The organism is Halorubrum salipaludis (assembly GCF_002286985.1).
GTDB lineage: Archaea > Halobacteriota > Halobacteria > Halobacteriales > Haloferacaceae > Halorubrum > Halorubrum salipaludis.
Genome location: NZ_NSKC01000002.1, coordinates 316,628 through 342,224 on the forward strand (window position 1 = coordinate 316,628; position 25,597 = coordinate 342,224).

The window sequence follows — 25,597 nt, forward strand, 5'->3', positions numbered from 1 at the left end:
AGAGCGAGGCGGAGAGACGGCGATCAGTCCGCGGGCTCGACCGCCCGGTGGAACGGCGTCCGCGCGATCGTCTGTCGGAGTTCGGCGAGCGAGTCGCGGCCGGCGTCGCCGGCGACGGACATCACCGCGAACACCTCCTGTCTGGAGATCTTCACGCCGGTCTCGGTGAGCGCGTCCTCGGGGCGGGAGCCGAGCTCGCGGAGGGTGCCGACCGCGAGCAGGTACGGGACGGTCCACGCCTCCATCGTGTTCCCGTTCGAGAGCGGCATCGTCTCGAGGTACGCCTGCGCGTCGTCGAGGAACGAGCGGGCGTAGTCGGCGGTCCGGTCGACGACGCGGGCGGACGACTCGCGGTTCTCCGGGTGGACCACGCGCTCCTGATCGACCCCCTCGTCCGCGAGCCACTCCGCGGGGAGGTAGACGTTGTTCTCCTCGGTGTAGTCGTCGTACACGTCCTTCGAGACGTTCACGAGCTGGAGGAGGAGCCCGAACTCCTCGGCGGTGTCGCGGAGCCGCTGCGCCCGGTCCTCGGTGACATCGCCGCGGGTGAGCAGGTTCGTGATGAGGTTGCCGACCGTCCCGGCGGCGTAGTAGCAGTACTGCTCCAGCTCGTCGCGGTCGTCGATGCGGAGCCCGCCCTCGGTGGCGTGCCGGTCGACGAACATCGCCATCCCCTCGACCATCTCCAACACCGGTGGGACGATCGCCTCGCGGGCCTCGGCGTCGAACTCCGCGAACGTCGCCACGATCGTCGGCGCCTCGGCGACGACCTCCCAGTCGTCGTTGCGCTCCGCGGGGGCGGGGAGCCACTCGTCGACGGCTTCGCGGAACGCCGCGATGTCGGCCTCGTCGTCGGGGTCGATCGCGCGTCGGTACGTCCGCAACACGTCGCTCTGGGCCTCTGGAGGGATGTGGCCCGCGTCTTCGACGGTGTCGGCGACCCGACAGAGGAGGTACCCCACGCAGATGTGCGAGGCCATCGGCTCCTCCAACACGTCGACCGTCAGCGCGAAGGTCCGGGAGACGCCTTGCACCGCCTCGTGACACCACTGGAGGTCGGGCTCGACGGGACCGCGTTCTCGTCCGCTCATTCGGTTACGGACTCTTACGTCACAACGCATAAAAAGCCTCGTGGAACGCCGGGCGGGCCCGCGGTGGGACTTCCGTTCTCGTGGGTCCGGCTTCCGCCCCCGCGGTGTCCGGCTTTTCTCCGGACGAGGCCGCCAAACGCCCGGCCCGTGTACAACCGTGTGGAAACGGCTAAGTTGCCGTGCGGTCACCCCCGATCATGGACTTCTCCCTCTCCGGAGAGCAGCGTCAGATCCGCGACACGGTCGCGGAGTTCGTCGACGAGGAGGTCGTTCCGCGCGCCGCCGAGATCGACGAGACTGACGAGTTCCCGGCCGACCTGATCGACGAGATGGCCGACCTCGGCCTCATGGGGATGCCGTTCCCGGTCGAGTACGAGGGGGCCGGACTCGACTACCACAGCTACGCGATCGGCCTGTCGGAGATCGCTCGCGGCTCCGGCGGCCTCGGGACGGTCGTCGCGGCTCACACGTCGCTCGCGGGCAACATGCTCTACGAGTTCGGCGACGAGCGACAGAAGGAGGAGTACCTCACCGCCCTCAACACGGGCGAAGACATCGGTGCCTTCGCCCTTTCGGAGGCGGAGGCGGGCTCGGACGTGCCGGCGATGTCGACGACCGCCACCGCGGACGGCGACGGCTACGTCGTCGACGGCGGGAAGCTGTGGATCTCGAACGGCTCCGTCGCCGACACGGTCACGCTGTTCGCGAAGACCGACCCCGACGCGGGACGGAAGGGGATCTCCGCGTTCGTCGTCCGCCCCGAGGAGGACGACGGGTTCGTCGTCGAGGGCACCGAGGACAAGCTCGGCGACAAGGGGTGTCCGACCGCCGAGCTGCGGTTCGACGACATGTGGATCCCGGAGGAGCGCCGGCTCGGCGAGGAGGGCGAGGGGTTCGTGCAGGCGCTGAAGACGCTGAACGGCGGGCGGATCACCATCGCGGCGCGCTCGGTCGGGATCGCGCGGGCCGCCCTCGACGAGGCGACCGACTACGCGCAGGAGCGCGAGCAGTTCGATCGCCCCATCTCGGATTTCCAGGCGATCCAGCACAAGCTCGCCGACATGGACACGAAGGTCCGCGCCGCCGAGCTGCTGATGCACGAGGCGGCCGACCTGAAGATGCGCGGCGAGGACTTCATCAAGGAGGCCGCGCAGGCGAAGCTGTACGCCTCCGAGATCTCCCGCGAGGTCGCCAACGAGGGGATCCAGATCCACGGCGGCTACGGCTACACGAAGGACTTCCCGGCGGAGCGGTTCTACCGCGACGCGAAGCTGTCGGAGATCTACGAGGGGACCAGCGAGGTCCTCCGGAACACGATCGCGCAACAGCTGCTCGACGAATAGGCCGGACCCTCAACGAGCAGCGACCGAGCCGCACCGAGCAGGGGCGTCGGGTGCGGGTGAGGACCGACCCTACTTTTCGGCGTCGTCCGCGTCGGCGCTGTCGGCATCGTCGCTCTCGCGGGCACCGATCTCGTCTTCCCCGCTCACCTTGTCGTCCTCCTCGTTGCCGCTCTCGTCCTCCCCGCTCGCGTTCTCATCCTCGCGGTGGATGTCTGACGGATGTCGGTCCACCGCGTAGTCGCCGGTGTCCACTCGCTCGGCCGGTTCGGAGTAGTCGCGATCGCTGCCCGCGAAGTCTGGTCGGATCACGCCGTCGTCCGGGATCTCCGACTCGCTTTCGTCGCTCTCGGAGGGGACCCCGTCGGCGCCGTCGGCGGTCGTCTGCTCGCCGATCCGAGCGTCGGCTTCGGAGATCGGTTCGCCGGTCTCGTCCGGCCCGTCCACGTCGCCCTCGAACCACTCGAACCGGTCCCGTCGATCGCGGCGGTCCACGACGGCGACCCGGAGCCGCTCCCGGAGGGTCTCGCGGAGCTCAACCGCCTCGTCGGTCGCGAAGTCGACGGCGGCGGCGTCGCTGCCGGCGATGGAGCTGCTGCCGGCGGTGTCTGCGACGATCGTCGCCACGTCCCAGCGCCGCTGGAAGACGGTCCGGGTGTCGATGACGTTCTGGATCCGGTAGTACGGCACAACCGTCACCGTGCGGCTCCAGAACCCGTTCCGGGCGAGCAGGTGGTCCTCGCCGAGCCAGTAGCCGCGGTGTTTCCACTTCAGGTGCGCGGCCGGCGGCACGGCGAGCAGGAGCGCGGCCGGGGCGTACCACGGGAGGCCGGCACCGAGGTACCAGTCGACGCCGAACGCGATCCCGACGAGGACGCCGACGACGATCGCGTATCGGAACGCGTACCGCCAGCGGATCCGCTTGGGCGGGCGGTTGAAACGCGGGTCGCCGAACGACTCGACCTCCCGCGCCAGTCGGTACACCCGGTCGGTCGCCGCGATCGGGACGGCCGCCTGACTCCCCTGATCGCCGCCCTGTCCGGGGGCGTAGCCGGCGGTCTCGATCGAGAGGCTGGCGTAGCCGAGCGCGCGCTTGGCCGGGTTGTCGGCGATCCGGAGTGCCTGCACCTTCTCCGTCGGGATCGACCCGCTGTACCGGCGGAACAGCCCGCGCTCGTACCGGAGCTCGTCGCCGGCACGGGAGAGTCTGAATCCGTAGTAATTCGTGAAGGCGACCCCCGCGCCGAGCACCCACGACACGAGGAACAGCCCGCCGACGCCGACGATCGCGGTCGCCGTGAGCGCGACCGCCGACGCGTCCGGGATGAAGCTGGAGAGCACGGGAACCGACCCGGAGCTCAGAAAGGCCAACAGCCCGATGAGCCGCCCGTCGAACGACAGGGCTCCCACGAGGGCGAGCTCGCCGGGCGAGATCGCGAACAGCTCCTCTTCGTCCGGGCCGATCCGGTCCCCTCCCGCGCCCGCTCCCGGCCTCGCTCCCGTCCCCGCCTCGCTTTCGGCACGGTCCGCTCCCTCGCTCCGCGTCTCCCCGCCGGACCCGGCCGACTTGCGGCGCTGAACCTCACGCTGGAGCCGGGTCGCCTCGTCGGGCGTGACGAAGCGGATCGACCCCTCGGTGCTGGAGCCGCCGGCGGTCTCTAAGTCCACCGCGGCGACGCCGATCGCGCGCTGGATCACACTCCGGCTCACGTCGACGTTCTGGATCCGCCGGTAGGGGATCTCCCGCTCGCGCCGGGAGATGACCCCGGAGGAGATGTCGAGGGTGTCCTCGGTCAGCTCGTAGTCGAACCGCCGGTAGTACGCGACCTCGTACGCGAACGCGGCGAGGACGACCGCGGCGCCGACGGCGGTCGCGGCCGCGAACCCCCAGTCGGGGTTGTTGTTCACGACGAAAAAGAGGACCACGACGATCCCGGACACCTTCTGGAGCGCGCGGTACGGGACCGACTGGGGCGCGAGCTTCACACCGCGTCCTCCCCGTCCGCGCGGATGGCCAGGCGCTTCAGCTCCTCGCGGAGGTCGCTCGCCCCCTCCGGGGTGAGCCCCGGAATCCGGACGTCGGCGCCGCGGGAGCCGGCCGTGTACACGACGCAGGAGGCGAGCCCGACGCCGCGCTCGACGGGGCCGCGCCGGGAGTCGACGTGCTGGATCCGCACCAGCGGTACCGTCGTCCGGACCTGCGTGACCACGCCCCGGTCGAGGTACAGCGCGTCCTCCCGGATCTCGTAGCTCCAGCGGCGGTATCGGAGGAGCGCGTGCGCCACGCCGAGCACGAGGAAGGCCGCGCCGGCGGCGACCGGCACCCACTCCGGGAGCCGGTCAAAGTAGACGGCGCCGGCGAACGGCGCCGTCAGCACCGCGGCGATGAGCACCGCACGGAGGACCCACACGATCTGAACGCGGGGATGGAGCGTCTGCGTCGTCATCGACGCACCCCCCGCGAGCGTCCGAGTGTCATGGGCCGCCGTTGTCGGCGCCGACGTATAAGTCCGGGCGAAACCGACGACCGCCGGGCGTCGGGACCGCGTCGTCGGCGTCCCGTTTTTCGTGCGAGTCATTCTCAACCGAAGGTGATACTTGCCGAAACCGATATCACCCGGGGCCGAGTCGGGCCGACTATGACGGACGACCCGTTCGAGAACATGCTCGCACAGATGGACCGCGCGGAGGAGTACGCCGACGTGGACCACGGTATCTTCGAGCGGCTCAAACACCCGGAGCGAACGCTCAAAGTCACGCTCCCGGTAGAGCTCGACTCCGGCGAGGTCAAGGTGTTCGAGGGGTACCGCTGTCAGTTCGACAGCGCCCGCGGCCCGTTTAAGGGTGGCGTCCGGTTCCACCCCTCTGTCACCCAGCGCGAGGTCGAGGCGCTCGCGGGATGGATGACGTGGAAGACGGCGCTGGTTGACCTCCCGTACGGCGGCGCGAAGGGCGGCGTCATCTGCGAGCCCAAGGACCTGACCCAGAACGATCTGGAGAGCCTCACTCGGCGGTACACCGAGGGGATCCGTCGGATGATCGGTCCCGAGACCGACGTGCCCGCGCCGGACATGAACACGAATCCGCAGACGATGGCGTGGATGATGGACACCTACTCGATGTACGAGGGGTACTCCGTCCCGCAGGTCGTCACCGGAAAGCCGCTGGAGATCGGCGGGACGCCGGGGCGCGTCGCCGCGACCGGCCGCGGGGTCTCCATCGTCACCGAGCGCCTCTTCGAGTACCTCGACCGCGACCTGTCGGACGCCAGCGTCGCGATCCAGGGGTTCGGCAACGTCGGGTCGCACGCGGCCCGGCTCCTCGACGAGGCGGGCGCGCGGATCGTCGCCACCTCCGACGTGAGCGGCGCGGCCTACGATCCGGACGGGCTCGACGTGGCGGCGCTCGGCGCTCACGTCGACGCCGGCGGCCTGATCGAGGAGTACGTCGCCGGCGAGCCGCGGGCCCTGCCCGAAGACCGGCGGACCAGCGGCGGGAACCAGTGGGACGATCCCGACCAGATCACGAACGAGGAGCTGTTGACCCTCGACGTCGACGTGCTGATCCCCGCCGCAGTCGAGGGCGTGATCACCGCGGACAACGTCCACGACCTCCGCGCGTCCGCGATCGTCGAGGCGGCGAACGGGCCGACGACCGTCGCCGCAGACGAGGTGCTCACGGAGCGGGACATCCAGGTCGTCCCTGACATCCTCGCGAACGCCGGCGGGGTCATCGTCTCGTACCTCGAGTGGGTCCAGAACGCCCAGGAGTTCTCGTGGCCGCTTGAGACGGTCAACGCCGAGCTGGAGCGCCGCATCGGCACGGCGTTCGACCAGACGATCGACCAGTACGACCAGAAGGAGCTGCCGGACCTTCGGACGGCGGCATACACGCTGGCCCTAGAGCGCACCGCGAGCGCCCACGAGTACCGCGGGCTGTTCCCGTAACCGGCGAGCGATAGCGGGAGTACGTGAGTCACTGCGGCGGGTCGGTTGTTTATAAGTCGGATTGTGGTGGTGCTGGCGGATGTTTATAAGCGATCGACGACGCTGGAGTGACGGCCTCCAAAGGCCCAGCCGCTCGGCTGTACGGTACTTATAAACCGACGATCGACACGAACGCTTCCAAAGCCCCAGCCGCGAGGACGGCGCACGCTCGCTGCGCGCTTCAGTCGCTCGCGGTGCTCGCTCCTTCCAGTGCTTCCGTCGCCTGCGCCGTCCTCGCGGCAGCGAGGCGCTTCGCGCCTCTGGCAGCCGGCGGCTCCGCCGCCGGCGACTGCCCCTTTGAGTCCCACCCACCCGCAACCGCACAGCAGCCTCACGCCTCCCCAGCCTCGTCGGCCGGCGCTTCTAAGCGCCGGCGACCTCGCGCGTGCTGTCTCGCGCCCTCCGGGCGCTCGCAGGCACGCGCCGCCTCACGATTCTTTATAAGTAATCGTCGTCGTCGCTCTTGGCTGTTTAAATACCGGATCGCCGATATCGATCTGCAACACTCACCTCCGAAGTCGATCGCTGGACCGGGTTCACTGGCCGGCCGTTCCGAACAAGGATATGTTCGAGAACAGCATCTCACCGAACCGATCGAATCCGGTCCGCGCCCACCTCGATCGGCTCCGCGTAGCGGACGATCGGATCGTCGTCGGGGCGGTCGAAGCCGTTCGCCTCGAACAGGGTGTTCGCCCGGGTGTCGACGGTCGCCTCGCGCAGCGTCCACGGCTCGTGGGCGATCTCGCCGCGGTACAGCCGGTTTCCCTGCGCGTAGAACCGGTAGTTCTCGACGAGGAACGCGTCGAGCGACCCCGGCTCGGCCGCGAACGCCTCGCCCGTCGGCTCGTAGGTCGCGTCGAACCGCGCGTGCGGGACGCCGGAGTGCGTCCGGCGGCTGGTGAACCGGACGGGAGCGCCCGGGCCGTCCCGGGCGTCCGGGCCGCCGGCGACACCCGAGCTGTCGGCGCTCCGGGGACGGGTCACGTCCATCTCGGCGCGGTAGTACGGGAGGGCGAACAGCCGCCGCGCGACCGCGACGCCGATCGGGTCGGCGGCGTCGAGGTTGTAGAAGTACACGCCCCGACCGGCGGGCCCCTCGACGTATGTCCGGAGGTTGAGCTCCGGGAACGAGAGCCCGACCGGCGCGCCGCGCGGGCGGATGTCGTCCATCGCGAAGGCGACGACGCTCAGGTACGCGTCGCCCTCGTGGGTGGCGACCGAGAGCCGGTCTGGCAGCGTTCCGGCCACGACGGCGGGATCGACCGGCCAGTGGCAGAACAGCGCGTCGCGCCACGTCATCTCCAGCCAGCGCCGCTTGACCATACGAGCGGTAGGGGCGCCGGCCGGGTAAGCCGCACGCCGGGAGCGGTCAGTCCCGGTCGCGGGCGTCGTCGGCGTCCTTCCACTCGCCGACGCCCGAGGGATCGAGGTGGACGTGCACGTCGCCCACGTCCTCCAAGTTCCGGAGCCCCGTGACCAGCTCCGTCTCGATGTCGTGGGCCTCCCGGAGCGTCATCTCGCCGTCGACCTCGACGTGGACCTCGACCTCAAGATCGGTGCCGTCGTAGAACACCGTCAGGTCGTGGACGCCCTCGACCGCGGGGTTCTCGCGGAGCGCGGCGGTGACCCGCTCGCGGTCGGCGGCCGGCGGCGCGGCGCCCACGAGGTACGTGACGTTCTCGCGGGCGATCTCGACGCCCTGATAGACGACGAGGACGCTGACGAGCGCCCCGGCGACCGGGTCGAGGATCGGGAACCCGAGCAGGAGCCCGAACACGCCGACCAGGGCGGCGATCGTCGTGTAGATGTCGTTGAGACAGTCGGCCGCGAGCGCGGTCAGCGCGGTCGATCCCAGCGTCGCGTTCACCCGCTCGGTGTACCAGTAGAGGAGGTACATGTCGGCCATCGCGAACAGCAGCGCGGCGACGAGGACCGGGCTCGCGGCGACCTCGACCGGCCCCACGAGTCCGAGCGCCGACTCCCGGAGGAGCAGGAGTCCGAGCAGCACGATCGTCGCGCCCACGAACAGCGCGGTCAGCGGCTCGATCCGCTGGTGGCCGTGCGGGTGGGTCTCGTCTGCGTCGTCGTACCGCGACCCGCCCCAGACGAACACGACCGCGCTGGCGACGAGGTCGGCGACGGAGTGGGCCGCGTCGGCGAGCAGGGCGACGCTGCCGAACGCCAGCCCCGCCGCCCCCTCCACCGCGATCTTCACCGTGTTCCCGACGACGTTCACGCCCGCGGCCCGCTGGAACCGCGCCTTCTCGCCGCTTCCCCAGGGGCCCCACATACGTGTCGGTGGTCACCGCCCGGACTTAAGGACCTCGGCGTCGGGTGCGCGCTCACCCGCCGAGCGCGCGGCGGTACACCCGTCGTAACGACTAAGAACGAAACGCTCCTCGGTTACGGTAATGAACAACGAGTTTTTCGCCCGAGGTGGTTCCCGTGGGCGTCGAGATTAAGGAAACGGAGGTGAGCGACGAGGACTTCGAGGAGATGAAAGGGTTTGTGAGAGATTACCTCGCGGCAAGCGTCGAGAGCGAGGAGGACGGCGGTCGCATGCGCTGGTACCCCTGGCACTCGGCCGACTACCGGTTCAACCACATCCTCAACGTCGTCGACCTGGCGGCCGACATCGCCGAGAGCGAGGGGGCCGACGTCGACGTGGTTCGGGTGGCCGCGGTGTTCCACGACGTGGCGAAGCTGGAGGCCGAGCAGGACGTGCACGCCGAGGCCGGCGCGCGCGTCGCCCGCGAGTACCTCCAGAGCCGCGGCAACTACCCGGAGTCGTTCATCGAGGAGGTGTGCGGCGCGGTCGTCGAGCACTCCTACACGGGAGACCTGGCGGACGTACCCCTCGAGAGCCGGTGTCTGATCGAGGCCGACGTGCTCGACAAGGTCGGCGCGAACGGCGCCGTGCTGATGCTGCTCCGGATGGGGTACGAGTCGCGGACCCACATGGACGCCGCGATGATGGTCGACCGCGTGCTCCAGCGCGCCCGCGACCACACCGAGCGCGTCGTCTCCGACACCGCCGAGAGCATCGCTCACCAGCGCATCAAGCGCGTGAAGTGGCTGCGCGAGTGGCTCGAAGAGGAGGTCGCACGGATGGATCCCGAGGGCGTCACCGACCGCTGACGCGGGAGGCGACCCCTCGCTTCAGGCGTCGGTCTCGACCCGGGGGAGCACCGTCTCCACGTACCGGTCGATCCCCCGCCGGGTGTCGTCGGTCCACTCCCGATCCGTCGTCGTCGCCCAGCGCAGCATGCCCCCGGTGGCGAGCGTCTGAAGCGTCGACGCGACCTCCGCGGGCGAGACGGGGTCGGCGGTCGCGTCGGACCGGTCCGCGTCGCCCGTCTCGTCGCGTACCTCTGCGGTCGCCTCGCGTACCTCCACGGCCGCCTCGCGGACCGTGCGTTCGAGGTACGATCCGAACACCCGGTCGCTGCGGTCGAAGTGATCGCGGTACGCCTCGTCGGTCGCGGCCTGCGCCCGAAGCTCGACGATGGCGGTCATGAACCGCCCGTCGGGGCCGTACTCGCCGGGGATGGAGTCGGGATCGGTCGTCGCCGCGACGTAGGTGTCGAGCTGCTCTCGGGGCGTCATGTCGAACGCGCCCTCCGAGACCGACTCCTCGAAGCCGTCGAGCAGGAAGCCGAGCAGGTCGACCAACAGCTCGTCTTTCCCGTCGTAGTGGTGATACACGAGCGAGGGGCTCTTGTCGAACTCCTCGCCGATCCGCTTTATCGTGAGATCGGCGTACCCGTGCTCGCAGAGCGCGCGGAACGCCGCCCCGAGGATGGCCTGTCGAGTGTCGGCCGGCTCCGCGAACGGGTCCTTCATGGTCCACCTACCGCGGCCGCGCATATAGGGACCCTGATTGAACGTTCATTCAACACGCTTATGTCGGGAGCGTCCGACACGACCGTATGACTCGACTCGACGCGGTCGGTGGACGGGCTGTTGGCCTCCGCGGCGCGGACCGGGCGAACCCGCGTCACCCGGCTACCGGAGGGCGGAGATGAGCCGGGGCGCGCGGATCGCCACGCTGGCGCTGGCGGTCGTCGCGGCCGGGGCGCTCGTCGCCGGCGTCGCGCTCTCCGGCGCGGCCGCGTCCGGGTCCGGCGACGCGCTCGACCGCGGGCAGGCGGCGCTGGTCGGGACCGACGCGATCGGCGCCGATGCGACCGGCGATGGAGCCGGCGACGCCGTCGCGCAGGCCGGCGGCGAGCAGGTCCGCGGCTCGCCCGAGCTCGACCTGTTCCTCTCGCAGCGGACCGTCCCGAGCGGCGCCGAGTCGGCGGTGACGGTCGACATCCTCAACACGGGGACCATGGAGAGGGGCAACGACCTCGACCCGCGCGTGACGACCGCCCGCGGGCTCAGACTGGAGGTCGACGACGGCGACGTGCCGATCGAGGTCGGCGACGGCACGACCGTGGTCGGCGACGTGCGGACCGACGCGAGCCCAGTCTCCGTCCCGCTCGACGTCACGGTCCCCGACGACGTGCCGGACGGTGAGTACGAGGTCGAGGTGACCGCCCGCTACCGGTACACCTTCGAGGTGGTCCCCGAGTTCAACAACCACAAGGACACCCGCGGGAGTGACCGCTTCGACCTGACGGTCGTCGTCGACGACGGCGCGCGGTTCGCGATCCTCGACACCGAGACGGACGCGCAGGTCGGCGGGAGCGGCGAGGTGACCGCCACGCTGCGGAACGTCGGCGACGAGATCGCCCGCGACGCGGTCGTCACCGGGACGACCACCGGCAGCGGCGCCGTGATCGGCGGCGACGGCAGCGGCGAGGCGTTCGTCGGGGACTGGGAGCCCGGCGAGAACCGGACCGTAACCTTTGACTCCGCCGTCTCGTCCGACTTCGGCGGCGGGGCGTACGCGCTCGTCTCCACGGTCGACTACCGCGACCGCGACGGGATCGACGAGACCGCGCCCGCCTCGCGGGCGGGGGTCGTCCCGGCCGCGGAGCAGTCGTTCTCGGTCGAGAACGTCGAGGGGACCCTCGAAGTCGGCTACTCTGGGACCGTCTCCGGGACGCTCGCGAACGAGGGCCCGCTCGACGTCGACGACGCGGTGCTGGTCGCGGACCCGCAGAGCCAACGGGTGAGCGTCGGCGAGAGCAGGTACGCGCTCCCGGAGATTCCGGCCGGCGAGTCGGTCGAGTTCTCCTTCGACGCCGACGTGAACGGCAACGCGGACCCCGGACCGCGGCAGTTCCGGTTCACGACCGAGTACGAGAGCGGCGACTCGACGGTCGCGGTCGACGAGACGCGGCGGATCGAGGTCGCACCGCGTCAGCCCGAGTTCGACCTGGTCGCCGACAACACGACGGTCCCGGCGGGCGAGACGCGCCGGGTCTCATTCGAAATCACGAACCAGCGCCCGGAGACGCTCTCGTCGATCAACGCCGGCTTATACGCCGACAGCCCGCTGTCGGCCCCCAACGACGAGGCGTTCGTCGACGAGCTCGAACCGGGCGAGTCGACCGAGATCTGGTTCGAGGTGTCGGCCGCGCCCGGCGCCAGCGTCGAGACCCACCCGGTCGAGTTAGACTTCCGGTACGACGACGAGCGCGGCAACGACCGGATCTCGGACGTGACCCAGTACCCGATCGAGGTGACCGAACCCACCGACGACGGCGGGTTCCCGGTGGGCTCGCTCGTCGTCGGCCTGCTCGTCGTGGTCGCCGGCGCGGGAGCGGTCGTCTGGTACCGGCGGCGGTAACCGGATGACGGAACCCACACCGGACCGAGCGAGCGAGCGCTCCCCGCCGTTCGCCTGGCGATCGCGGTCCGACGACCGCCGGGGGCGACCGTGACCGCGGCCGACCGGCTCGTCGAGCGCGTCGACGAGTTCGTCACCGAGCAGCCGGTGACGGTGGTCGTGGTCTTCCTCCTCGTCAGCGTCGTCGCCGTCGGCGGGATCGGGGGGATCGAGACGAGCGCCGGCGCCGACCAGTTCACGCAGGACATCCCGGCCCAGCAGGCGTTAGACGACATCGACGAGGAGTTCGAGACGTCGATCGGCGGGTCGGCCACCGCCGCGCAGGTGATCGTCACCGACGACAACGTGCTCTCCCGGACGACCCTGATACGGATCTTAGAGACTCAACACCGGCTGGAGTCGCGGTCGACGCTCAGGGTGGGGTCCACCTCGAGCCACGCGGACGCGATCGCCCGGCGGCTCGACCCGACCGCGGAGACCGCCGCCCAGCGGCGCGACGCGGTCGAAGAGGCGACGCCGCGGGAGCTGCGGACGGCGATTAACGAGGCCGACGCTGCGGGCGCGGTCGAGGCGCAGGTGTCCGTCGACTACAACCCGACCGCCCAGACCGCCGACGCCGCGATCGTCGGGATCACCTACGACGTGCCCGACGCGGCGACGACCGCCCGCGTGACGGAGCTGCAGACGCGCAGCATCGAGACGCTCGACACGGTGCCGGGCAACGAGGCCGGCGAGAACGCGATCCTCTTCGGCGACGGCGTGCTCCAGTCGGAGATCACTGCGCTGCTCGGCGACACGGCGATCATCGTGTTCCCCGCGGCGCTGCTTCTCATCTTGGGCTTCCTCGTGTTCGCCTACCGCGATCCGATCGACATGGCGATCGGGCTCGCGGCCCTCCTGATGTCGCTTCTGTGGACGTTCGGGTTCATGGGCTACGCGGGGATTCCGTTCTCCGACTCCCTCATCACCGTCTTCCCGCTGCTGCTCGCGGTCGGGATCGACTTCGGGATCCACATCGTCAACCGGTACCGCGAGGAGCGGGGCGAGGGGCTCTCGATCGCGGCCGCGATGCGGACGACGACCGACCAGCTGCTCATCGCGTTCCTGCTCGTGACGATCACCACCGTGTTCGGGCTGGTCTCGAACGTGGCGAGCCCCTTCGAGCCCAACCGGGACTTCGGGATCGTCGCCGCCGCCGGGATCACCTTCACCCTCGTGATATTCGGGGTCTTCCTGCCCGCGACGAAGGTGCTCGCGGACCGCTGGCGCGAGCGGCTCCCGATCCCCGCGTTCGGCACGACGGCGCTCGGATCCGGCGGCTCGCGGCTCGGCCGCGCGCTCCGCGTCGGCGTCGACCTCTCGAAGGTCGCGCCCGTCCTCGTGGTCGCCGTGATCCTCGTCGGCGGCGCGGTCGGCGGCGCGTACGGCACGGGGGTGAACACGGAGTTCTCCGAGGAGGCGTTCTTCCCCGACGAGGACCGGTTGGAGACGTACTCGAACCTCCCGGAGCCGTTCGCGCCGACCGACTACACGTTCCTGCGCGTGCTCACGCTGTTCGAGGAGGAGTTCGAGCAGGACTTCGTCGGGAGCGTGACGCTGTACGTCGACCAGTCGGTGAGGGACGACGACGCCTTGGAGCTGATCGACCGGACCACGCGCAACCCCCCCGACACCTTCGAGACGACCGACGAGCGCCGGGCGGCCTCGACCAGCGTCGTCACCGTCATCGAGGACCAGGCCGCGCGGGACCCCGAGTTCGCGGCGGTCGTCGAACGCAACGACCGGCTCGGGACGGGCGTCCCGGACCGCAACGTCGACGAGGTGTACGATGCCCTGCTCGACTCCTCGGCCGAGGGGCAGGCCCGCGGCTACCTCGCCGCCGACCGCGGGAGCGCGCGGATCGACTACACGATCCGGCCGGGCGTCGACAACTCCGAGGCGGTCGCGGACGTGCGCGAGCTGGCCGAGCGCACCCCGCTGGAAGCGGTGCCGACGGGGGACCTCGTCGTCAACGAAGCGGTGATCGACCGGCTCACCGAGTCCGCGATCCGGAGCCTGATCGCCGCGTTCGCGCTCACGGCGGTCTTCCTCGCGATCTCGTACGCCTACCTGGAGGGGAAGGCCGTCTACGGACTTTTAAACCTCGTGCCCGTGCTCGTCACGGTGGGGCTGCTCGTGGGGTCGATGCGGCTCCTCTCGATCCCGCTGACGCCGATCAACGCCCCGATCCTCTCGGTGTCGATCGGGCTCGGGGTGGACTACACCGTCCACTTCGTCCACCGGTTCGTCGACGAGTACAAGGCCGGACACGGGATCGACGAGGCGCTGGACATCACCATCGCCGGCACCGGCGGCGCGCTCACCGGGAGCATGCTCACGACCGTCTGCGGGCTCGGCGTCCTCTGGCTCGCCGTGATCCCGCTCCTGCGGGACTTCGGCGTGCTGCTCGCGCTCGGCGTGTTGTACGCGTACCTCTGCTCGATCCTGCTCGTCCCCTCGCTCGTCGTCGTCTGGGACCGGTACGGCGACCGGGTCGGGCTCGGGCTCGACGGCGGGCTCCGGGGATCGACGGGCGAGCGGGCCGAGTAGCCGCCGGCTTACTCCTCCGCGACCGGCGCCCCGTCCCCGGCCCGCCGCGACTGAACCTTCCCGGCGAGCACCGCCGCGACGTAGACCCCGACGGCGACGAGGACGATGGTGCCGCCGGCGGTCGTGTTGTAGCGGAACGACAGCGTGATCCCGACGAGCACGGCGATCTGCGCGAGCACGACGGACGCGAGCAGCGCCTCGCGGAACCCCCGCGCGAGCTGGGCGGCGGCCGCGACGGGGACGACCAGCATCGCCGCGACCAGGATGACGCCCATGATCTGCATCGCGCCGACCACGACGAGCGCGGTCAGCGTGGTCATCAGGCGGTTGTACCAGGGGACGTTGACGCCGGCGACGCGGGCCGCGGTCTCGTCGAAGGTCACGTACAGCAGCTGTTTGTAGGTGACCGTCACTACCAGCGCGACGACCGCGAAGAGGACCACGAGGAGGACCGCGTTCTCCCGCGACACCGTCGAGAGGTTCCCGAACAGGTACTGGTTGATCCCGACCGCGAGCCCGCCGGTGTTCAGGCTGATGAGGACCGCGCCGAGCGCGAACCCCGTCGACAGCACGATCGCCATCGACACGTCGTTGTACGCGTCGGTGGTCTCGGAGATGAGCTCGATCGCCAGCGCCGCGATCACGGCGACGACGATGGCCGTGACGTACGGGGAGATCCCGGTGCCGAGCAGCGAGTTGACGAACAGCCCGACGGCGACGCCCGCGAACGCGGTGTGCGCGAGCGCGTCGCCGATCAGCGCGAGCTGGCGGTGGACCAGGAACGTACCGATCAGCGGCGCCATCACCGCGATGAGCGCGCCCACGAGGAGCGCGTGGTGCATGAACACGTACTCCAACATCGCGATCCCAAGCCGCTCGCCGATCCAGCCGAGTCCGTCACTCCACAGCCCGACGAGCCGGGTGAGGAGGTCGTAAGGGGCGGAGAGGAGGGGGACAGAGAGGAGAACGGCGGAAAGAGCAGCCGTTGTCACGTGACGATCCCTCCCTCCTCGCGGCGCACGTTCGTCCCGTACGCGCGGTCGAGCGCGTCGCTGTCGGCGAACTCGACCGGGTCGCCGTCGAAGTACGCCTCGCGGTTGAGACAGACCACCCGCGAGGCGTGTTCGATGACGGCGCCGATGTCGTGTTCGACCAGCAGGACGGTCATCCCGTCCGCGACGAGCCCGTCGAGGAGCTCGAAGAACGCCTCGACGGACTCGGCGTCGACCCCGACCGTCGGCTCGTCTAAGACGAGCAGCTCGGCCTCCCCGGCGAGCGCCCGAGCGATGTACGTCCGCTGGCGCTGCCCGCCGGAGAGCGCGGTGATCTTGCGGTCCGCGAGGTGTTCGATCCCGACCGTCCGGAGCGCCTCGCGGGCGCGGTCGCGGTCCGCGGCCGTCACCCGACCGAACCCGGCGTGCGGGAACCGGCCCATCAGGACGACCTCGCTCACCGTGATCGGCATCCGCTTCTCGTCTTCCGTCACGTCCTGTGCCACGTAGCCGACGCGCTCGCGCTCCGCGAACGCCCGGGCGGGGCGACCGAGCAACTCCGCCGAACCCGAGTCGGGCTCGTGGAGCCCTAAGAGGAGCCGGAGCAGCGTGCTCTTCCCGGAGCCGTTCGGGCCCACGATCCCGACGTACTCGCCGCGCTCGACCCGGAGGTCCACGTCCTCGACGACCGGTGCCGCGGCGTAGCCGAACGTCAGGTCGCGGGCCTCGACGAGGGGCGCGTCGTCGCCGGCGTCGGTCGGCGCCGATTCCCGGCTCATGGCTCGAAGTTGCGCCCGTAATCGGCGAACGTTACCTCCTCGGGGTCGTCGACGCCGAGCAGGACCCGGAACGTCGGGAGGTTCACCTCCCGGGCGATGTCGAAGTACCCCCACCCCCGCTCGACCCACGACTCCGCGGTCCCCGCGTACGGCGTCACGGGGAAGTAGCCCGTCACGTCGGTCTGTTCCAATAGTTGGCGCGCCGGGCGGATCGGCTCGAAGACGGCGGCGCCAATGTGCTCGATGCCGTGCTCGGCGATCGCGTCCTGCGCGCGCTGCATGTCCGCGGGCCGCACGTCGTCGTTCGCCGCGAGGTTCACGACGAGGGGCTCGATCGTCGCGTCGTACCGCTCCGCCAGGTAGCCGAAGGCGTTGTGCGCGGCCAGGAACGCCACGTCGCGCTCGGCGGCGTCGAAGGCAGCCTGCCACTCCTCGTCAAGGCGATCGAGCTCCGCATCGATGTCGGCCGCGTTCTCCCGGATCGTCGGTTCGTCGTCGGGCGAGACCGCCGCGAGGCCGTCCGCGATGTTCGCGACGGCCGTCTTCGCGCGTCGGGGGTCGAGCCAGAAGTGGGGGTCCTTCGCGTTCTCGACGGCCTCCTCCTCCTCGTCGAGCGAGTCGGCCAGCGGGATCAACTCGACGCCGGCTCGGCTGTTTATGAGGGTCGTCTCCGCCGACTCGGCCGCGAGCGCGTCGATCGCGCGGTCGACCCACGGCTGGAAGTCGGGCCCGACGTGGACTAAGGCGTCGGCGTCGGTGATCCGGCGCTGGATCGACGGGTCCGGCTCCCAGCCGTGGCCGTGGAGCCCGGTCGGGACAAGGTTCTTGACCGCGATCTCCGTCCCCGCCGCGAGCGAGTCGGCGAAGTCGTAGAACGTGAAAAACGAGGCGACGACGGTGTACTCGGCGTCGCCGGTGCTGTCACCGCCTCCGCCACCGTCGCCATCGCTCCCGTACCCGCCGCCGGCCGACCCCCCGTCGGCCGCGTTCCCCGTGCAGCCGGCGAGTCCGCCGGCGAGCGCGCCGGCGCCGATCGCGGTGAACCGGCGTCGAGAGACGTTCGACGAACTGTTCGCGTTCGTGTGCATACCGTGTTTTAGAGAAGGCATGTATAATATACTTCTGGTCAAAGAAAAAGATTAGACTAATCTAATTTTCGCGCGGTCGTTCGGTCAGGAGGCGTTTTCCGGCCGCTCCGTCGCCTTGACCGCCGCCCGGCTCTCTCTCCGATCGCCGACACGACTTTGTCCCCCGGCGAGGACGGATACGTCGATGGCGGACACCTCCACGCGCGAGCGGTTCAGACGGAACGCGAGCGGCATCGCCTCGACGGTGGTGACGGGGACGTGGCTCGCCGCGCTGCTGCTCGGGTTCGACTGGTGGCTCGGATTCATGCTGTTCGGCTACATCGTGATCGTCCCGGTGGTCTCGATGCTATTCGACGAAGAGGAGGAGTCGGAGTGGGTCGACGACGACCCGTCGACGGAGTGGGAGACGAACCGGGAGACTGGGCGCGAGCGCGGACGAGAGGGGGGACGGAGCCCGATCGGGGACCGCAGCGGCGACCGGGAGCCCGGAGACACAGCCGACGCGCTCGACCGACTCCGGGCCCGGTACGCCGAGGGCGACCTCACCGACGAGCAGTTCGAGCGGAAGCTCGACCGGCTGTTAGAGACGGAGACGCCGGAAGACGCCGCCGAGTACGCGGATCGAGCTCGCGCGGAGCGCGAGGCGAGTGACGCCGGCGGGGACACCAACCGGGTCGTCGACCGCGACGCCGAACGGGAACGGGATCTGTAGGCCCTCCGCGAGGCACGCGATTCGCGCTGTCCGGGCCCGAACCTCAAGCTTCAATGCGCGCGGCCGACTCCACCGTGTATGAGCGACCAAGAGCTTCGCAAGGAAGCGCACGACCTCGACGTCACCGTCTGGGTCGGGAAGAAGGGCGTCGACGCGGTCGTCGACGAGACGGCCGACCAGCTCGACGACGCCAAGCTCGTGAAGGTGAAGTTCCTCCGCGCCGCGCGGGGCGGGACCACGACCGACGAGCTCGCCGCGGAACTGGCCGAGGCGGTCGACGCCGAACTGATCGAGACGCGCGGGAACACGGCGGTGCTGCACTGATGGGCGCCCCCGCGGGGGCGCTCGGGACCGTCGCGGTCGCGGGCACGCTGGAACCGCTCCTCGGCCCGCTGACCGGGATCGTCGTCGACGCCGCGATCTTCCTGGTCGTCGTCGTCGCGGCGTACGTGCTTCATAAGGCGGTCATCGCGCCGCTCGCCGGGCGGGTGTTCGACAGGCAGGGGCTCGACGAGCACGCCCGGCGCCCGCTCCAGAAGATCGTCGCGTTCGTCGTGCTGTTCGCGGGGGTCACGGTCGCGTTCGGCGCCGCGGGGTATCAGGGGTTCCTGCGGTCGCTGGCGACGATCGCCGCCGCGGCGACGCTGGCGATCGGCTTCGCGCTCCAAGACGTGATCAAGAACTTCGTCGCGGGCGTGTTCATCTACACGGACAAGCCGTTCCGCATCGGCGACTGGATCGAGTGGAACGGGAACTCCGGGATCGTGGAGGACATCTCCCTCCGGGTCACCCGCGTGCGCACGTTCGACAACGAGCTGCTCACGGTGCCGAACCACGCCCTGACGAGCGACGTGGTGAAGAACCCGGTCGCGAAGAAGACGCTCCGCCTGAAGTTCGTCTTCGGGATCGACTACGAGGACGACGTGGAGCGGGCGACCGAGATCATCGTCGAGGAGGCCGAGCAGAGCGACGCGATCTTGGACGACCCCGCGCCCTCGGTGCGGCTGACCGAGCTCGCCGACTCGTACGTGGGGCTGCAGTCGCGGATCTGGATCGACGACCCCTCGCGGGCCGACTTCGTGAAGGCGCGCGCGGACTACGTGAAGGCGGTCAAACAGCGGTTCGACGAGGAGGACATCACGATCCCGTTCCCGCAGCGAACCGTCTCGGGACGGGACGCGTGGGAAGAGCCGGCGTCGTTCGGCGGCGACGCGTAGACGGGCCCACCCGAGTCCGCCGGGACCGCCGGGCGCGCCTGCGGCGCGTCCGGATCCTCGCTAGCGATAGTAACGAACTTCAGGGTCCGGTCTCTGGTTGGGCCCATGCACGTGGTCATCATCGGGGCCGGCGAGGTCGGGACCAGCATCGCTGCGAGCCTCGCGTCGGACCACGAGGTCGTCGTCGTCGACGTCGACCCGGACCGCGCGGAACAGCTCAAGTACGAGCTCGACGTGCTCACGATCGCCGGCGACGGGACCACCTCGGAGATCCAGACGGCTGCCGACGTCGGACGGGCGGACATGGTCATCGCCTGCACCGACAACGACCAGACGAACCTCGTCGCCTGCGGCACCGCGAAGACGCTCGGCGAGGGGTTCACGATCGCCCGCGTGAAGAGCACGGACTTCCTCCGCACGTGGGAGGGCAACGAGGGCGCCTTCGGCGTCGACTTCATGGTGTGTACCGATCTCCTGACTGCGGAGAACATCGTCCGGGTCATCGGGCTCCCCGCCGCCATCGACGTCGACCCGTTCGCGAGCGGGCTCGTCCAGATGGCCGAGTTCGAGATCGCCGAGGGGAGCCCCGTCGCCGGACAGACCGTCTCGGAGGCCGACCGCTTCGAGTCGCTCACGTTCGTCGGCCTGTTCCGCGACGGCGAGATGACGATCCCGCGCGGCGACACCGGGATCGCAGTCGGGGACCGCGCGGTCGTGATCGGGAGCCCGGAGAGCGTCCAGTCGTTCGCAACCGACGTGGCGCCGGAGACGACCCCCGACCGCGCCGACGAGATCGTCGTCGTCGGGGGCAGTGAGATCGGCTACCAGACCGCCCGACTGCTGGAGGAGCGCGACTTCAAGCCGCGCCTGATAGAGCGCGACGCCGACCGCGCGCGGTGGCTCGCGGAGAACCTCCCGAAGACGGTCGTGATGGAACACGACGCGACCGACACCGAGTTCCTCTCCCGCGAACACGTCGACGACGCCGACATCCTCGTCACCGCGCTCCGCTCCGACGAGAAGAATCTGCTCGTCTCGGTGCTCGCAAAGCGGCTCGGCGTCGATCGCGTGATCGCGGTCGTCGACAGCCCGGACTACGTCACCGTCTTCGAGGAGATCGGGATCGACATCGCGATCAACCCGCGCACCGTCACCGCCGAGGAGATCACGCGGTTCACCTACGAGAGCGTCGCCGAGAACATCGCCGTCCTGGAGAACGACCAGGCCGAGGTCCTCGAGCTCGAACTCACCGAGGGCTGCGGGCTCACCGGCCGCCCGATCTCCGAGATCGTCGCCGAGTCTGACGCGCGGTTCGTCATCGGGGCGATCACCCGCAACCACAAGCTGGTCACTCCCCGCGGGGACACCGTGCTTCAGGCCGGCGACCACGTCATCCTGCTCGCGGAGTCGGACGCCATCGGCAAGATCACCTCCATGGCGTGAGCAGTCCGTGACCACTGCGATCCGAGTCGGCTGGCGCGCGAGCGTGGGGCTCACCGGAGACGTCCTCGCGGCGCTCTCCGTCCCTCTGGCCTTTCCGCTGCTCGTCGCCATGTACTACGGCGAGTCGCCGCTGCCGTTCCTCGCGGCGATCGCGGTCTCGCTCGCCCTCGGCGCGGCGTTCCGGTCGGTCCGGGACCCGACGGCGAACCTCGGCCCCCGCGAGGCGTTCCTCGCGGTCGCGATGATCTGGTTCCTCGTCGCCGCGGTCGGCGCGATCCCGTTCGTCGTCGCCGGGGTCGGAACGGTCGCGCACCCCGTCAACGCGATGTTCGAGTCGATGAGCGGGCTGACCACGACCGGGGCGACCGTGCTCGTCGACTTCTCAGTCCACTCCCGATCGGTGTTGATGTGGCGGCAGGTGATCCAGTGGCTCGGCGGGCTCGGAATCTTAATCCTGGCGACCGCGGTGCTCTCCGAGCTCGGGGTCGGCGGCGCACAGCTCATGGAGACGGAGTCACAGACCCAGGACGTCAACAAGCTCACGCCGAAGATCTCGCGGACGGCCCAGCTCATCTGGGGGATCTACGTCGGGCTCACGGCGCTCGCGGTCGTCGTGTACTTCGGGCTCGGGCTCGCCGTCGACCCGCAGATGGACCTGTACAACGCGGTCGCCCACGCGTTCACATCGGTCGCGACGGCCGGCTTCTCGCCGGAGCCGCTCTCCGTCGGCGCGTTCCACCCGCTGATCCAGTGGGCGGTCGTCCCCTTCATGGTGATCGGCTCGACCAGCTTCGTCCTCATCTACTTCGCCATCAACGGCGAGCCGATGCGCCTGTTGAAGAACGAGGAGTTCCACTTCTACCTCGGCGCGATGGGGACGCTCGCGTCGATCGTCGCGCTCGGTCTGTTCCTCGACCCCAACGTCACGTTCGGCGTCGAGGGGACGATCCGGCACGCCGTGTTCAACGTCGCGTCGATCGTGACGACGACCGGGTACGCCAGCACCGACTACGTGCTGTGGGCGCCCGCGGCGAAGCACATGCTGTTCATGGGGATGTTCATCGGCGGGATGGTCGGGTCGACGACCTGTTCGATCAAGTCGCTGCGGTGGCTGGTCGCGCTGAAGTCGTTCCGGCGGAACCTCTTCACCGCGATCCACCCCGAGGCGGTGCGCCCGGTCCGGATCTCGGGGAAACCGGTCGACGAGGCGGCGATCCGCGACATCTACGCGTACCTCCTGTTGAGCATCGTGATATTCTTCCTGCTCGCCGTGGTCATCGTCGTCGACGCCGAGCGCGCCGACCTCCAGGTCACCGAGTTCGAGGCGCTGGGGGCGGCGGCGACCACGTTCCTCAACATCGGCCCGGCCTTCGGCGACGCCGGCCCCTACGGCACCTTCGCGAGCTTCTCGATGAGCACCCGGGCCGTGATGGTCGTCCTGATGTGGATCGGGCGGATCGAGATCATCCCGGTGCTCGTGCTGTTCACGAGGGCGTTCTGGACGTCGTGACGGCGACCGCCTCCGCCACCCCTTCGACAGTTTAATACAGCGAACGGGCGACTCCCATACCGATCGAACAACTATGTCGTGGGGCGTGAACTGGAAGGCGAGCGTGGGGCTTCTCGGGGTCGGGATCAAGTACCTCGCCGTCACGATGCTGGTGCCGCTCGTCGTGGCGCTGGCGTACGGCGAAGACATCTGGGTGTTCCTCGTCTCGATGGCGCTCGTCGCAGCGGTCGGGTTCGCAGTCGAGCGGGTCGATCCGGACCCGGACCTCGGCCCCAGAGAGGCGCTGCTGTTCGTCTCGCTCGCGTGGCTCGCCGCCGCGGTGATCGGCACCGTCCCGTACCTGCTCGCCGGGTACGGAACGGCGTCGACGGTCGGACTGCACACCGGGTCGTTCGGCGCGCTCGCCGGCGGGATCGTCAACGCGCTGTTCGAGTCCATGAGCGGGTTCACCACCACGGGCGCCACGGTCCTTGGCGAGATCAGCACGGACCGTCACTCCCACGCCCTGATGATGTGGCGCCAGCTCACCCAGTGGCTCGGCGGGATGGGGATCATCGTCCTGATGATCGCCATCCTCCCGGAGGTCGCCGTCAACGGCGCACAGCTGATGGAGTCGGAGGCGCCCGGTCCGGAGCTCCAGAAGCTCACGCCCAAGATCGCCGAGACGGCCCGGGCGCTCTGGCTGATCTACTTCGGGTTCACCGTCCTCTACATCGCGATCCTCTACGGGCTCCACCTCGTCGGAATGGCGCCGAACATGGACCTGTTCAACGCCGTCGCGCACGGCTTCACAACCCTTCCGACGGGCGGGTTCTCGCCCGAGGCCGACAGCATTGCCGCGTTCTCCGCGGCGGTTCAGTGGGTTGTGATCCCCTTCATGGTGGTCGCCGGCGTCAACTTCGCGCTGTTCTGGCACGTGTTACGCGGCGAGGCGGAGGTCATGCTTAAGAACGCCGAGTTCCGCGCCTACGCCGGCGCGCTGGCGGTCGTGACGGCCCTCCTTGCGGTGGTCCTGTTCCGCGGTGCGGCGCCCGCGATCGAACTCGGCGGGGCGACGCAGGGCGTCGCCGAGAACTCGCTCCGGCAGGCCGCGTTCCAGATCGGCTCGCTGTTGAACTCGACCGGGTACGCGACCGCCGACTTCGCGCAGTGGGACACGCACGCGCAGGTGATCCTCTTGTTCGCGATGTTCATCGGGGGCTCCGCCGGGTCGACGGGCGGTGGCGTCAAGATCGTCAGGTGGCTCATCGTGGGGAAGGCGATCCGCCGGGAGCTGTTCACCTCGGCGCACCCGGACGTCGTCCAACCGATCCGACTCAGCGGGAGCGTCGTCGACGAAGACGCGATCCGGGGAATCATGGCCTTCACGCTCCTGTACGTCGTGTTGTTCGCGCTGTCGGCGGTGTTCATCTCCCTCGACACGGCCCGGATCGGCGAGCAGCTGACGGTGCTCGAAGCGATCAGCGCCTCGCTGGCGACGATCGGGAACATCGGACCCGGGTTCGGCCGGCTCGGCCCGTTCGGGAACTACGAGTTCTTCTCGAACGCGTCGAAACTGCTGATGATCTTCCTGATGTGGGTCGGGCGGCTGGAGATCGTCCCGGTGCTCGCGGTATTCATCTCGGCGATCGACACTCGGTAACTGCGGTTCCGGAGCCCGATTCGGCGGCCGTGAGTGGCCGAGGACGCTTCTCGAACCCGCCACGCCACTGAACTGGTAGAGCGCATATTCTTAACCGGTCGGGGGGATACTGATCGGTATGACGAGCATCGACGAGACCGACGGTCAGGACCTGCTCGGCCACGTGCTCCTCCCGGTCGCTCACGAGGAGGACGCCCTGGAGACGGCGATGGCGCTCGAACCCTACGGCCCGGAGCGCGTGACCGCGCTCCACGTGGTCGAGAAGGGCGGCGGCGTCCCGGACAAGACGCCCGTCGAGCAGTCCGAGGAGCTGGCGACGGAGTCGTACGCCGCGGTTCGGCGGGTGTTTCCCGACGCCGACGAACACACCGCGTATGCCCGAGACGTGGTCGGCGCGATCCTCGACGCCGCCGAGGAGGTCGACGCCAGCGCGATCGCCTATCGGTCCCGCGGCGGGAACCGGCTCATGCAGTTCCTCTCCGGCGACCTGTCGGCGAAGCTCGTGACGAACGCGACCGTCCCGGTCGTGGCCCTCCCCCGCGCGGAGGCGGACGAATGAGCGACCGGCGACCGGGCGAGTCTCTGCCGCCCGAGCGCTGACGAGGCGGGGAATGACCGAGACCGACGCCGGTCCGACGGTTCTCGTCGCGCTCTCGAACCCGCGGACCGAGGGCGCGCTTATCACGCTCGCCGGCGCGATCGCGCAACAGAAGGGCGGACGCGTGCTCGCGATCCACGTCGTCACCGTCCCCGACCAGACCTCGCTTGAGAGGGCGGCCGAGGATCGGGAGAAACTCGACGCCTCCTCCGAGCAGCTGCTCGCAGCCGCCGCGTCCGACGCGGAGGCGTTCGACGTGCCGATCGAGACGAAGACGATCCTCTCGCACCGCGGGATCGAGGAGGTGTTCGACGCCGCGCGAACGAACGACGCCGACACCGTCGTGATGGGCTACGGCGGGACCCGGTTCGCCGGCGGGCGCGTCGAGGGCTCGCTCGACGAGCTCACCCACGACCTCCCGTGCGACTTCCTCGTCTTGGACGGCCAGCGGCTGGACCTGTCGGACGTGCTCGTGCCGACCGCCGGCGGCCCGTCCTCCGACCTCTCCGCAGAGGTCGCGACGGCCCTCCGGGACACGGCCGGCGTGGACGTGTCGCTGCTGTACGTCGCCGACGCGGGAGAAGCGGAGGCCGGCCGGGAGTTCCTCTCTGGCTGGGCCGAGGGTCACGGGCTGGGCGACGCGACGCTCCGGATCGAGACCGGCGACGTCGAGCGGACGATCGGCCGGCTCGGATCGGAGTACGACCTCGTGATCGTCGGCGCGACCGAACGGGGGCTCCTGTCCCGGATCGTCCGGGGGTCGCTCGCGTTCTCCACGATAGAGCGCCTCGACACGCCGGTGCTGCTCTCGGAGCGGCCGTCCTCGCGGTCGCTCCGCGAACGCCTGTTCGGCGGGCGCTGACGGGGAGG

At 69.7% G+C, this 25,597-nt stretch carries 21 protein-coding genes and 1 pseudogene; 13 read left to right on the forward strand and 9 right to left on the reverse strand.

Translation table 11 applies throughout. From position 1 onward, the window contains the following. Positions 1 to 23 precede the first annotated feature (23 nt). A complete protein-coding gene (locus CK500_RS04260) occupies positions 24 to 1,091 on the reverse strand; it encodes a phytoene/squalene synthase family protein (protein WP_095636006.1) in 1,068 nt (355 codons plus the stop codon). 197 nt (positions 1,092 to 1,288) lie between these two features. Between CK500_RS04260 and CK500_RS04265 the strand changes: the two genes are divergently transcribed. Further along, positions 1,289 to 2,434, forward strand: coding sequence for an acyl-CoA dehydrogenase family protein (locus CK500_RS04265; RefSeq protein ID WP_095636007.1), 1,146 nt, complete (start codon positions 1,289 to 1,291; stop codon positions 2,432 to 2,434). A gap of 69 nt (positions 2,435 to 2,503) precedes the next feature. Here the strand turns inward: CK500_RS04265 and CK500_RS04270 are convergent, their stop codons facing one another. After that, entirely contained in the window at positions 2,504 to 4,417 is a 1,914-nt protein-coding gene (locus tag CK500_RS04270) for a PH domain-containing protein (protein WP_095636008.1), read from the reverse strand. Continuing rightward, a complete protein-coding gene (locus CK500_RS04275) occupies positions 4,414 to 4,878 on the reverse strand; it encodes a PH domain-containing protein (RefSeq protein WP_095636009.1) in 465 nt (154 codons plus the stop codon). The genes CK500_RS04270 and CK500_RS04275 overlap by 4 nt, the downstream gene beginning before the upstream one ends. 192 nt (positions 4,879 to 5,070) lie before the next feature. Here CK500_RS04275 and CK500_RS04280 point away from each other — a divergent pair, with 192 nt between their 5' ends. Then, positions 5,071 to 6,378 (forward strand): Glu/Leu/Phe/Val family dehydrogenase, encoded by a 1,308-nt coding sequence (locus CK500_RS04280; protein ID WP_095636010.1) that lies wholly within the window; start codon positions 5,071 to 5,073, stop codon positions 6,376 to 6,378. 621 nt (positions 6,379 to 6,999) lie between these two features. On the opposite strand, the gene CK500_RS04285 is transcribed toward CK500_RS04280, so the two are convergent. Together CK500_RS04285 and CK500_RS04290 are read right to left on the reverse strand one after the other, a co-directional pair. Next, positions 7,000 to 7,740, reverse strand: coding sequence for a YqjF family protein (locus tag CK500_RS04285; RefSeq protein ID WP_095636011.1), 741 nt, complete (start codon positions 7,738 to 7,740; stop codon positions 7,000 to 7,002). A gap of 46 nt (positions 7,741 to 7,786) precedes the next feature. Beyond that, positions 7,787 to 8,707, reverse strand: a complete 921-nt coding sequence (locus CK500_RS04290; RefSeq protein WP_095636012.1) for a cation diffusion facilitator family transporter — start codon at positions 8,705 to 8,707, stop codon at positions 7,787 to 7,789. A 146-nt stretch (positions 8,708 to 8,853) separates the two neighbouring features. Between CK500_RS04290 and CK500_RS04295 the strand changes: the two genes are divergently transcribed. Beyond that, positions 8,854 to 9,555, forward strand: coding sequence for an HD domain-containing protein (locus CK500_RS04295; RefSeq protein WP_095636013.1), 702 nt, complete (start codon positions 8,854 to 8,856; stop codon positions 9,553 to 9,555). Between the two features lie 21 nt (positions 9,556 to 9,576). On the opposite strand, the gene CK500_RS04300 is transcribed toward CK500_RS04295, so the two are convergent. Continuing rightward, a complete protein-coding gene (locus CK500_RS04300; protein WP_095636014.1) occupies positions 9,577 to 10,260 on the reverse strand; it encodes a TetR/AcrR family transcriptional regulator in 684 nt (227 codons plus the stop codon). Between the two features lie 178 nt (positions 10,261 to 10,438). Between CK500_RS04300 and CK500_RS04305 the strand changes: the two genes are divergently transcribed. Both CK500_RS04305 and CK500_RS04310 read left to right on the forward strand, forming a co-directional pair. Beyond that, positions 10,439 to 12,157, forward strand: coding sequence for a COG1361 S-layer family protein (locus CK500_RS04305; RefSeq protein ID WP_095636015.1), 1,719 nt, complete (start codon positions 10,439 to 10,441; stop codon positions 12,155 to 12,157). 90 nt (positions 12,158 to 12,247) lie between these two features. Then, positions 12,248 to 14,746, forward strand: a complete 2,499-nt coding sequence (locus CK500_RS04310; RefSeq protein ID WP_095636016.1) for an efflux RND transporter permease subunit — start codon at positions 12,248 to 12,250, stop codon at positions 14,744 to 14,746. Positions 14,747 to 14,754: 8 nt separating this feature from the next. On the opposite strand, the gene CK500_RS04315 is transcribed toward CK500_RS04310, so the two are convergent. The 3 genes from CK500_RS04315 to CK500_RS04325 are packed head-to-tail and all read right to left on the reverse strand — an operon-like array spanning position 14,755 to position 17,605. Beyond that, positions 14,755 to 15,738, reverse strand: coding sequence for a metal ABC transporter permease (locus CK500_RS04315; RefSeq protein ID WP_095636017.1), 984 nt, complete (start codon positions 15,736 to 15,738; stop codon positions 14,755 to 14,757). Continuing rightward, the gene (locus tag CK500_RS04320) at positions 15,735 to 16,517 is read right to left on the reverse strand and encodes a metal ABC transporter ATP-binding protein (protein ID WP_095636018.1); all 783 of its coding nucleotides are present in this window, start codon (positions 16,515 to 16,517) and stop codon (positions 15,735 to 15,737) included. The genes CK500_RS04315 and CK500_RS04320 overlap by 4 nt, the downstream gene beginning before the upstream one ends. Continuing rightward, positions 16,514 to 17,605: a metal ABC transporter substrate-binding protein gene (locus tag CK500_RS04325; protein ID WP_095636019.1), complete on the reverse strand. Its 1,092-nt coding sequence runs from the start codon at positions 17,603 to 17,605 to the stop codon at positions 16,514 to 16,516. The genes CK500_RS04320 and CK500_RS04325 overlap by 4 nt, the downstream gene beginning before the upstream one ends. A 184-nt stretch (positions 17,606 to 17,789) precedes the next feature. Between CK500_RS04325 and CK500_RS04330 the strand changes: the two genes are divergently transcribed. The 8 genes and pseudogenes from CK500_RS04330 to CK500_RS04365 all read left to right on the forward strand — a co-directional run. After that, on the forward strand, positions 17,790 to 18,317 hold the full coding sequence (locus tag CK500_RS04330) for an SHOCT domain-containing protein (protein ID WP_095636020.1): 528 nt from the start codon (positions 17,790 to 17,792) through the stop codon (positions 18,315 to 18,317). A 78-nt stretch (positions 18,318 to 18,395) separates the two neighbouring features. Next, the gene (locus CK500_RS04335) at positions 18,396 to 18,641 is read left to right on the forward strand and encodes a YhbY family RNA-binding protein (RefSeq protein WP_095636021.1); all 246 of its coding nucleotides are present in this window, start codon (positions 18,396 to 18,398) and stop codon (positions 18,639 to 18,641) included. Next, positions 18,641 to 19,534 (forward strand): mechanosensitive ion channel family protein, encoded by an 894-nt coding sequence (locus CK500_RS04340; RefSeq protein ID WP_095636022.1) that lies wholly within the window; start codon positions 18,641 to 18,643, stop codon positions 19,532 to 19,534. Before CK500_RS04335 ends, CK500_RS04340 begins: the two co-directional genes overlap by 1 nt. Before the next feature lie 105 nt (positions 19,535 to 19,639). Continuing rightward, positions 19,640 to 20,977, forward strand: a complete 1,338-nt coding sequence (gene trkA, locus CK500_RS04345; protein WP_095636023.1) for a Trk system potassium transporter TrkA — start codon at positions 19,640 to 19,642, stop codon at positions 20,975 to 20,977. Between the two features lie 7 nt (positions 20,978 to 20,984). Next, positions 20,985 to 22,487, forward strand: a complete 1,503-nt coding sequence (locus CK500_RS04350) for a TrkH family potassium uptake protein (protein WP_095636024.1) — start codon at positions 20,985 to 20,987, stop codon at positions 22,485 to 22,487. Positions 22,488 to 22,560: 73 nt separating this feature from the next. After that, on the forward strand, positions 22,561 to 24,129 hold the full coding sequence (locus CK500_RS04355; RefSeq protein WP_095636025.1) for a TrkH family potassium uptake protein: 1,569 nt from the start codon (positions 22,561 to 22,563) through the stop codon (positions 24,127 to 24,129). A 118-nt stretch (positions 24,130 to 24,247) separates the two neighbouring features. Beyond that, positions 24,248 to 24,688 (forward strand): universal stress protein, encoded by a 441-nt coding sequence (locus CK500_RS04360; protein WP_095636026.1) that lies wholly within the window; start codon positions 24,248 to 24,250, stop codon positions 24,686 to 24,688. Between the two features lie 19 nt (positions 24,689 to 24,707). Next, positions 24,708 to 25,589: pseudogene (locus CK500_RS04365) on the forward strand (universal stress protein); the annotation flags it as partial. Between the last annotated feature and the right edge of the window lie 8 nt (positions 25,590 to 25,597).

Excerpts from the sequence above, each read along its gene's own strand:
- CK500_RS04360 (WP_095636026.1), top strand. The coding sequence starts at position 24,248 with ATGACGAGCATCGACGAGACCGACGGTCAGGACCTGCTCGGCCACGTG.
- CK500_RS04320 (WP_095636018.1), bottom strand. The coding sequence starts at position 16,517 with ATGAGCCGGGAATCGGCGCCGACCGACGCCGGCGACGACGCGCCCCTC.
- CK500_RS04330 (WP_095636020.1), top strand. The coding sequence starts at position 17,790 with ATGGCGGACACCTCCACGCGCGAGCGGTTCAGACGGAACGCGAGCGGC.
- CK500_RS04290 (WP_095636012.1), bottom strand. The coding sequence starts at position 8,707 with ATGTGGGGCCCCTGGGGAAGCGGCGAGAAGGCGCGGTTCCAGCGGGCC.
- CK500_RS04265 (WP_095636007.1), top strand. The coding sequence starts at position 1,289 with ATGGACTTCTCCCTCTCCGGAGAGCAGCGTCAGATCCGCGACACGGTC.
- CK500_RS04260 (WP_095636006.1), bottom strand. The coding sequence starts at position 1,091 with ATGAGCGGACGAGAACGCGGTCCCGTCGAGCCCGACCTCCAGTGGTGT.
- CK500_RS04305 (WP_095636015.1), top strand. The coding sequence starts at position 10,439 with ATGAGCCGGGGCGCGCGGATCGCCACGCTGGCGCTGGCGGTCGTCGCG.
- CK500_RS04300 (WP_095636014.1), bottom strand. The coding sequence starts at position 10,260 with ATGAAGGACCCGTTCGCGGAGCCGGCCGACACTCGACAGGCCATCCTC.
- CK500_RS04275 (WP_095636009.1), bottom strand. The coding sequence starts at position 4,878 with ATGACGACGCAGACGCTCCATCCCCGCGTTCAGATCGTGTGGGTCCTC.
- CK500_RS04335 (WP_095636021.1), top strand. The coding sequence starts at position 18,396 with ATGAGCGACCAAGAGCTTCGCAAGGAAGCGCACGACCTCGACGTCACC.
- CK500_RS04325 (WP_095636019.1), bottom strand. The coding sequence starts at position 17,605 with ATGCACACGAACGCGAACAGTTCGTCGAACGTCTCTCGACGCCGGTTC.
- CK500_RS04280 (WP_095636010.1), top strand. The coding sequence starts at position 5,071 with ATGACGGACGACCCGTTCGAGAACATGCTCGCACAGATGGACCGCGCG.
- CK500_RS04355 (WP_095636025.1), top strand. The coding sequence starts at position 22,561 with ATGTCGTGGGGCGTGAACTGGAAGGCGAGCGTGGGGCTTCTCGGGGTC.
- trkA (WP_095636023.1), top strand. The coding sequence starts at position 19,640 with ATGCACGTGGTCATCATCGGGGCCGGCGAGGTCGGGACCAGCATCGCT.
- CK500_RS04340 (WP_095636022.1), top strand. The coding sequence starts at position 18,641 with ATGGGCGCCCCCGCGGGGGCGCTCGGGACCGTCGCGGTCGCGGGCACG.
- CK500_RS04285 (WP_095636011.1), bottom strand. The coding sequence starts at position 7,740 with ATGGTCAAGCGGCGCTGGCTGGAGATGACGTGGCGCGACGCGCTGTTC.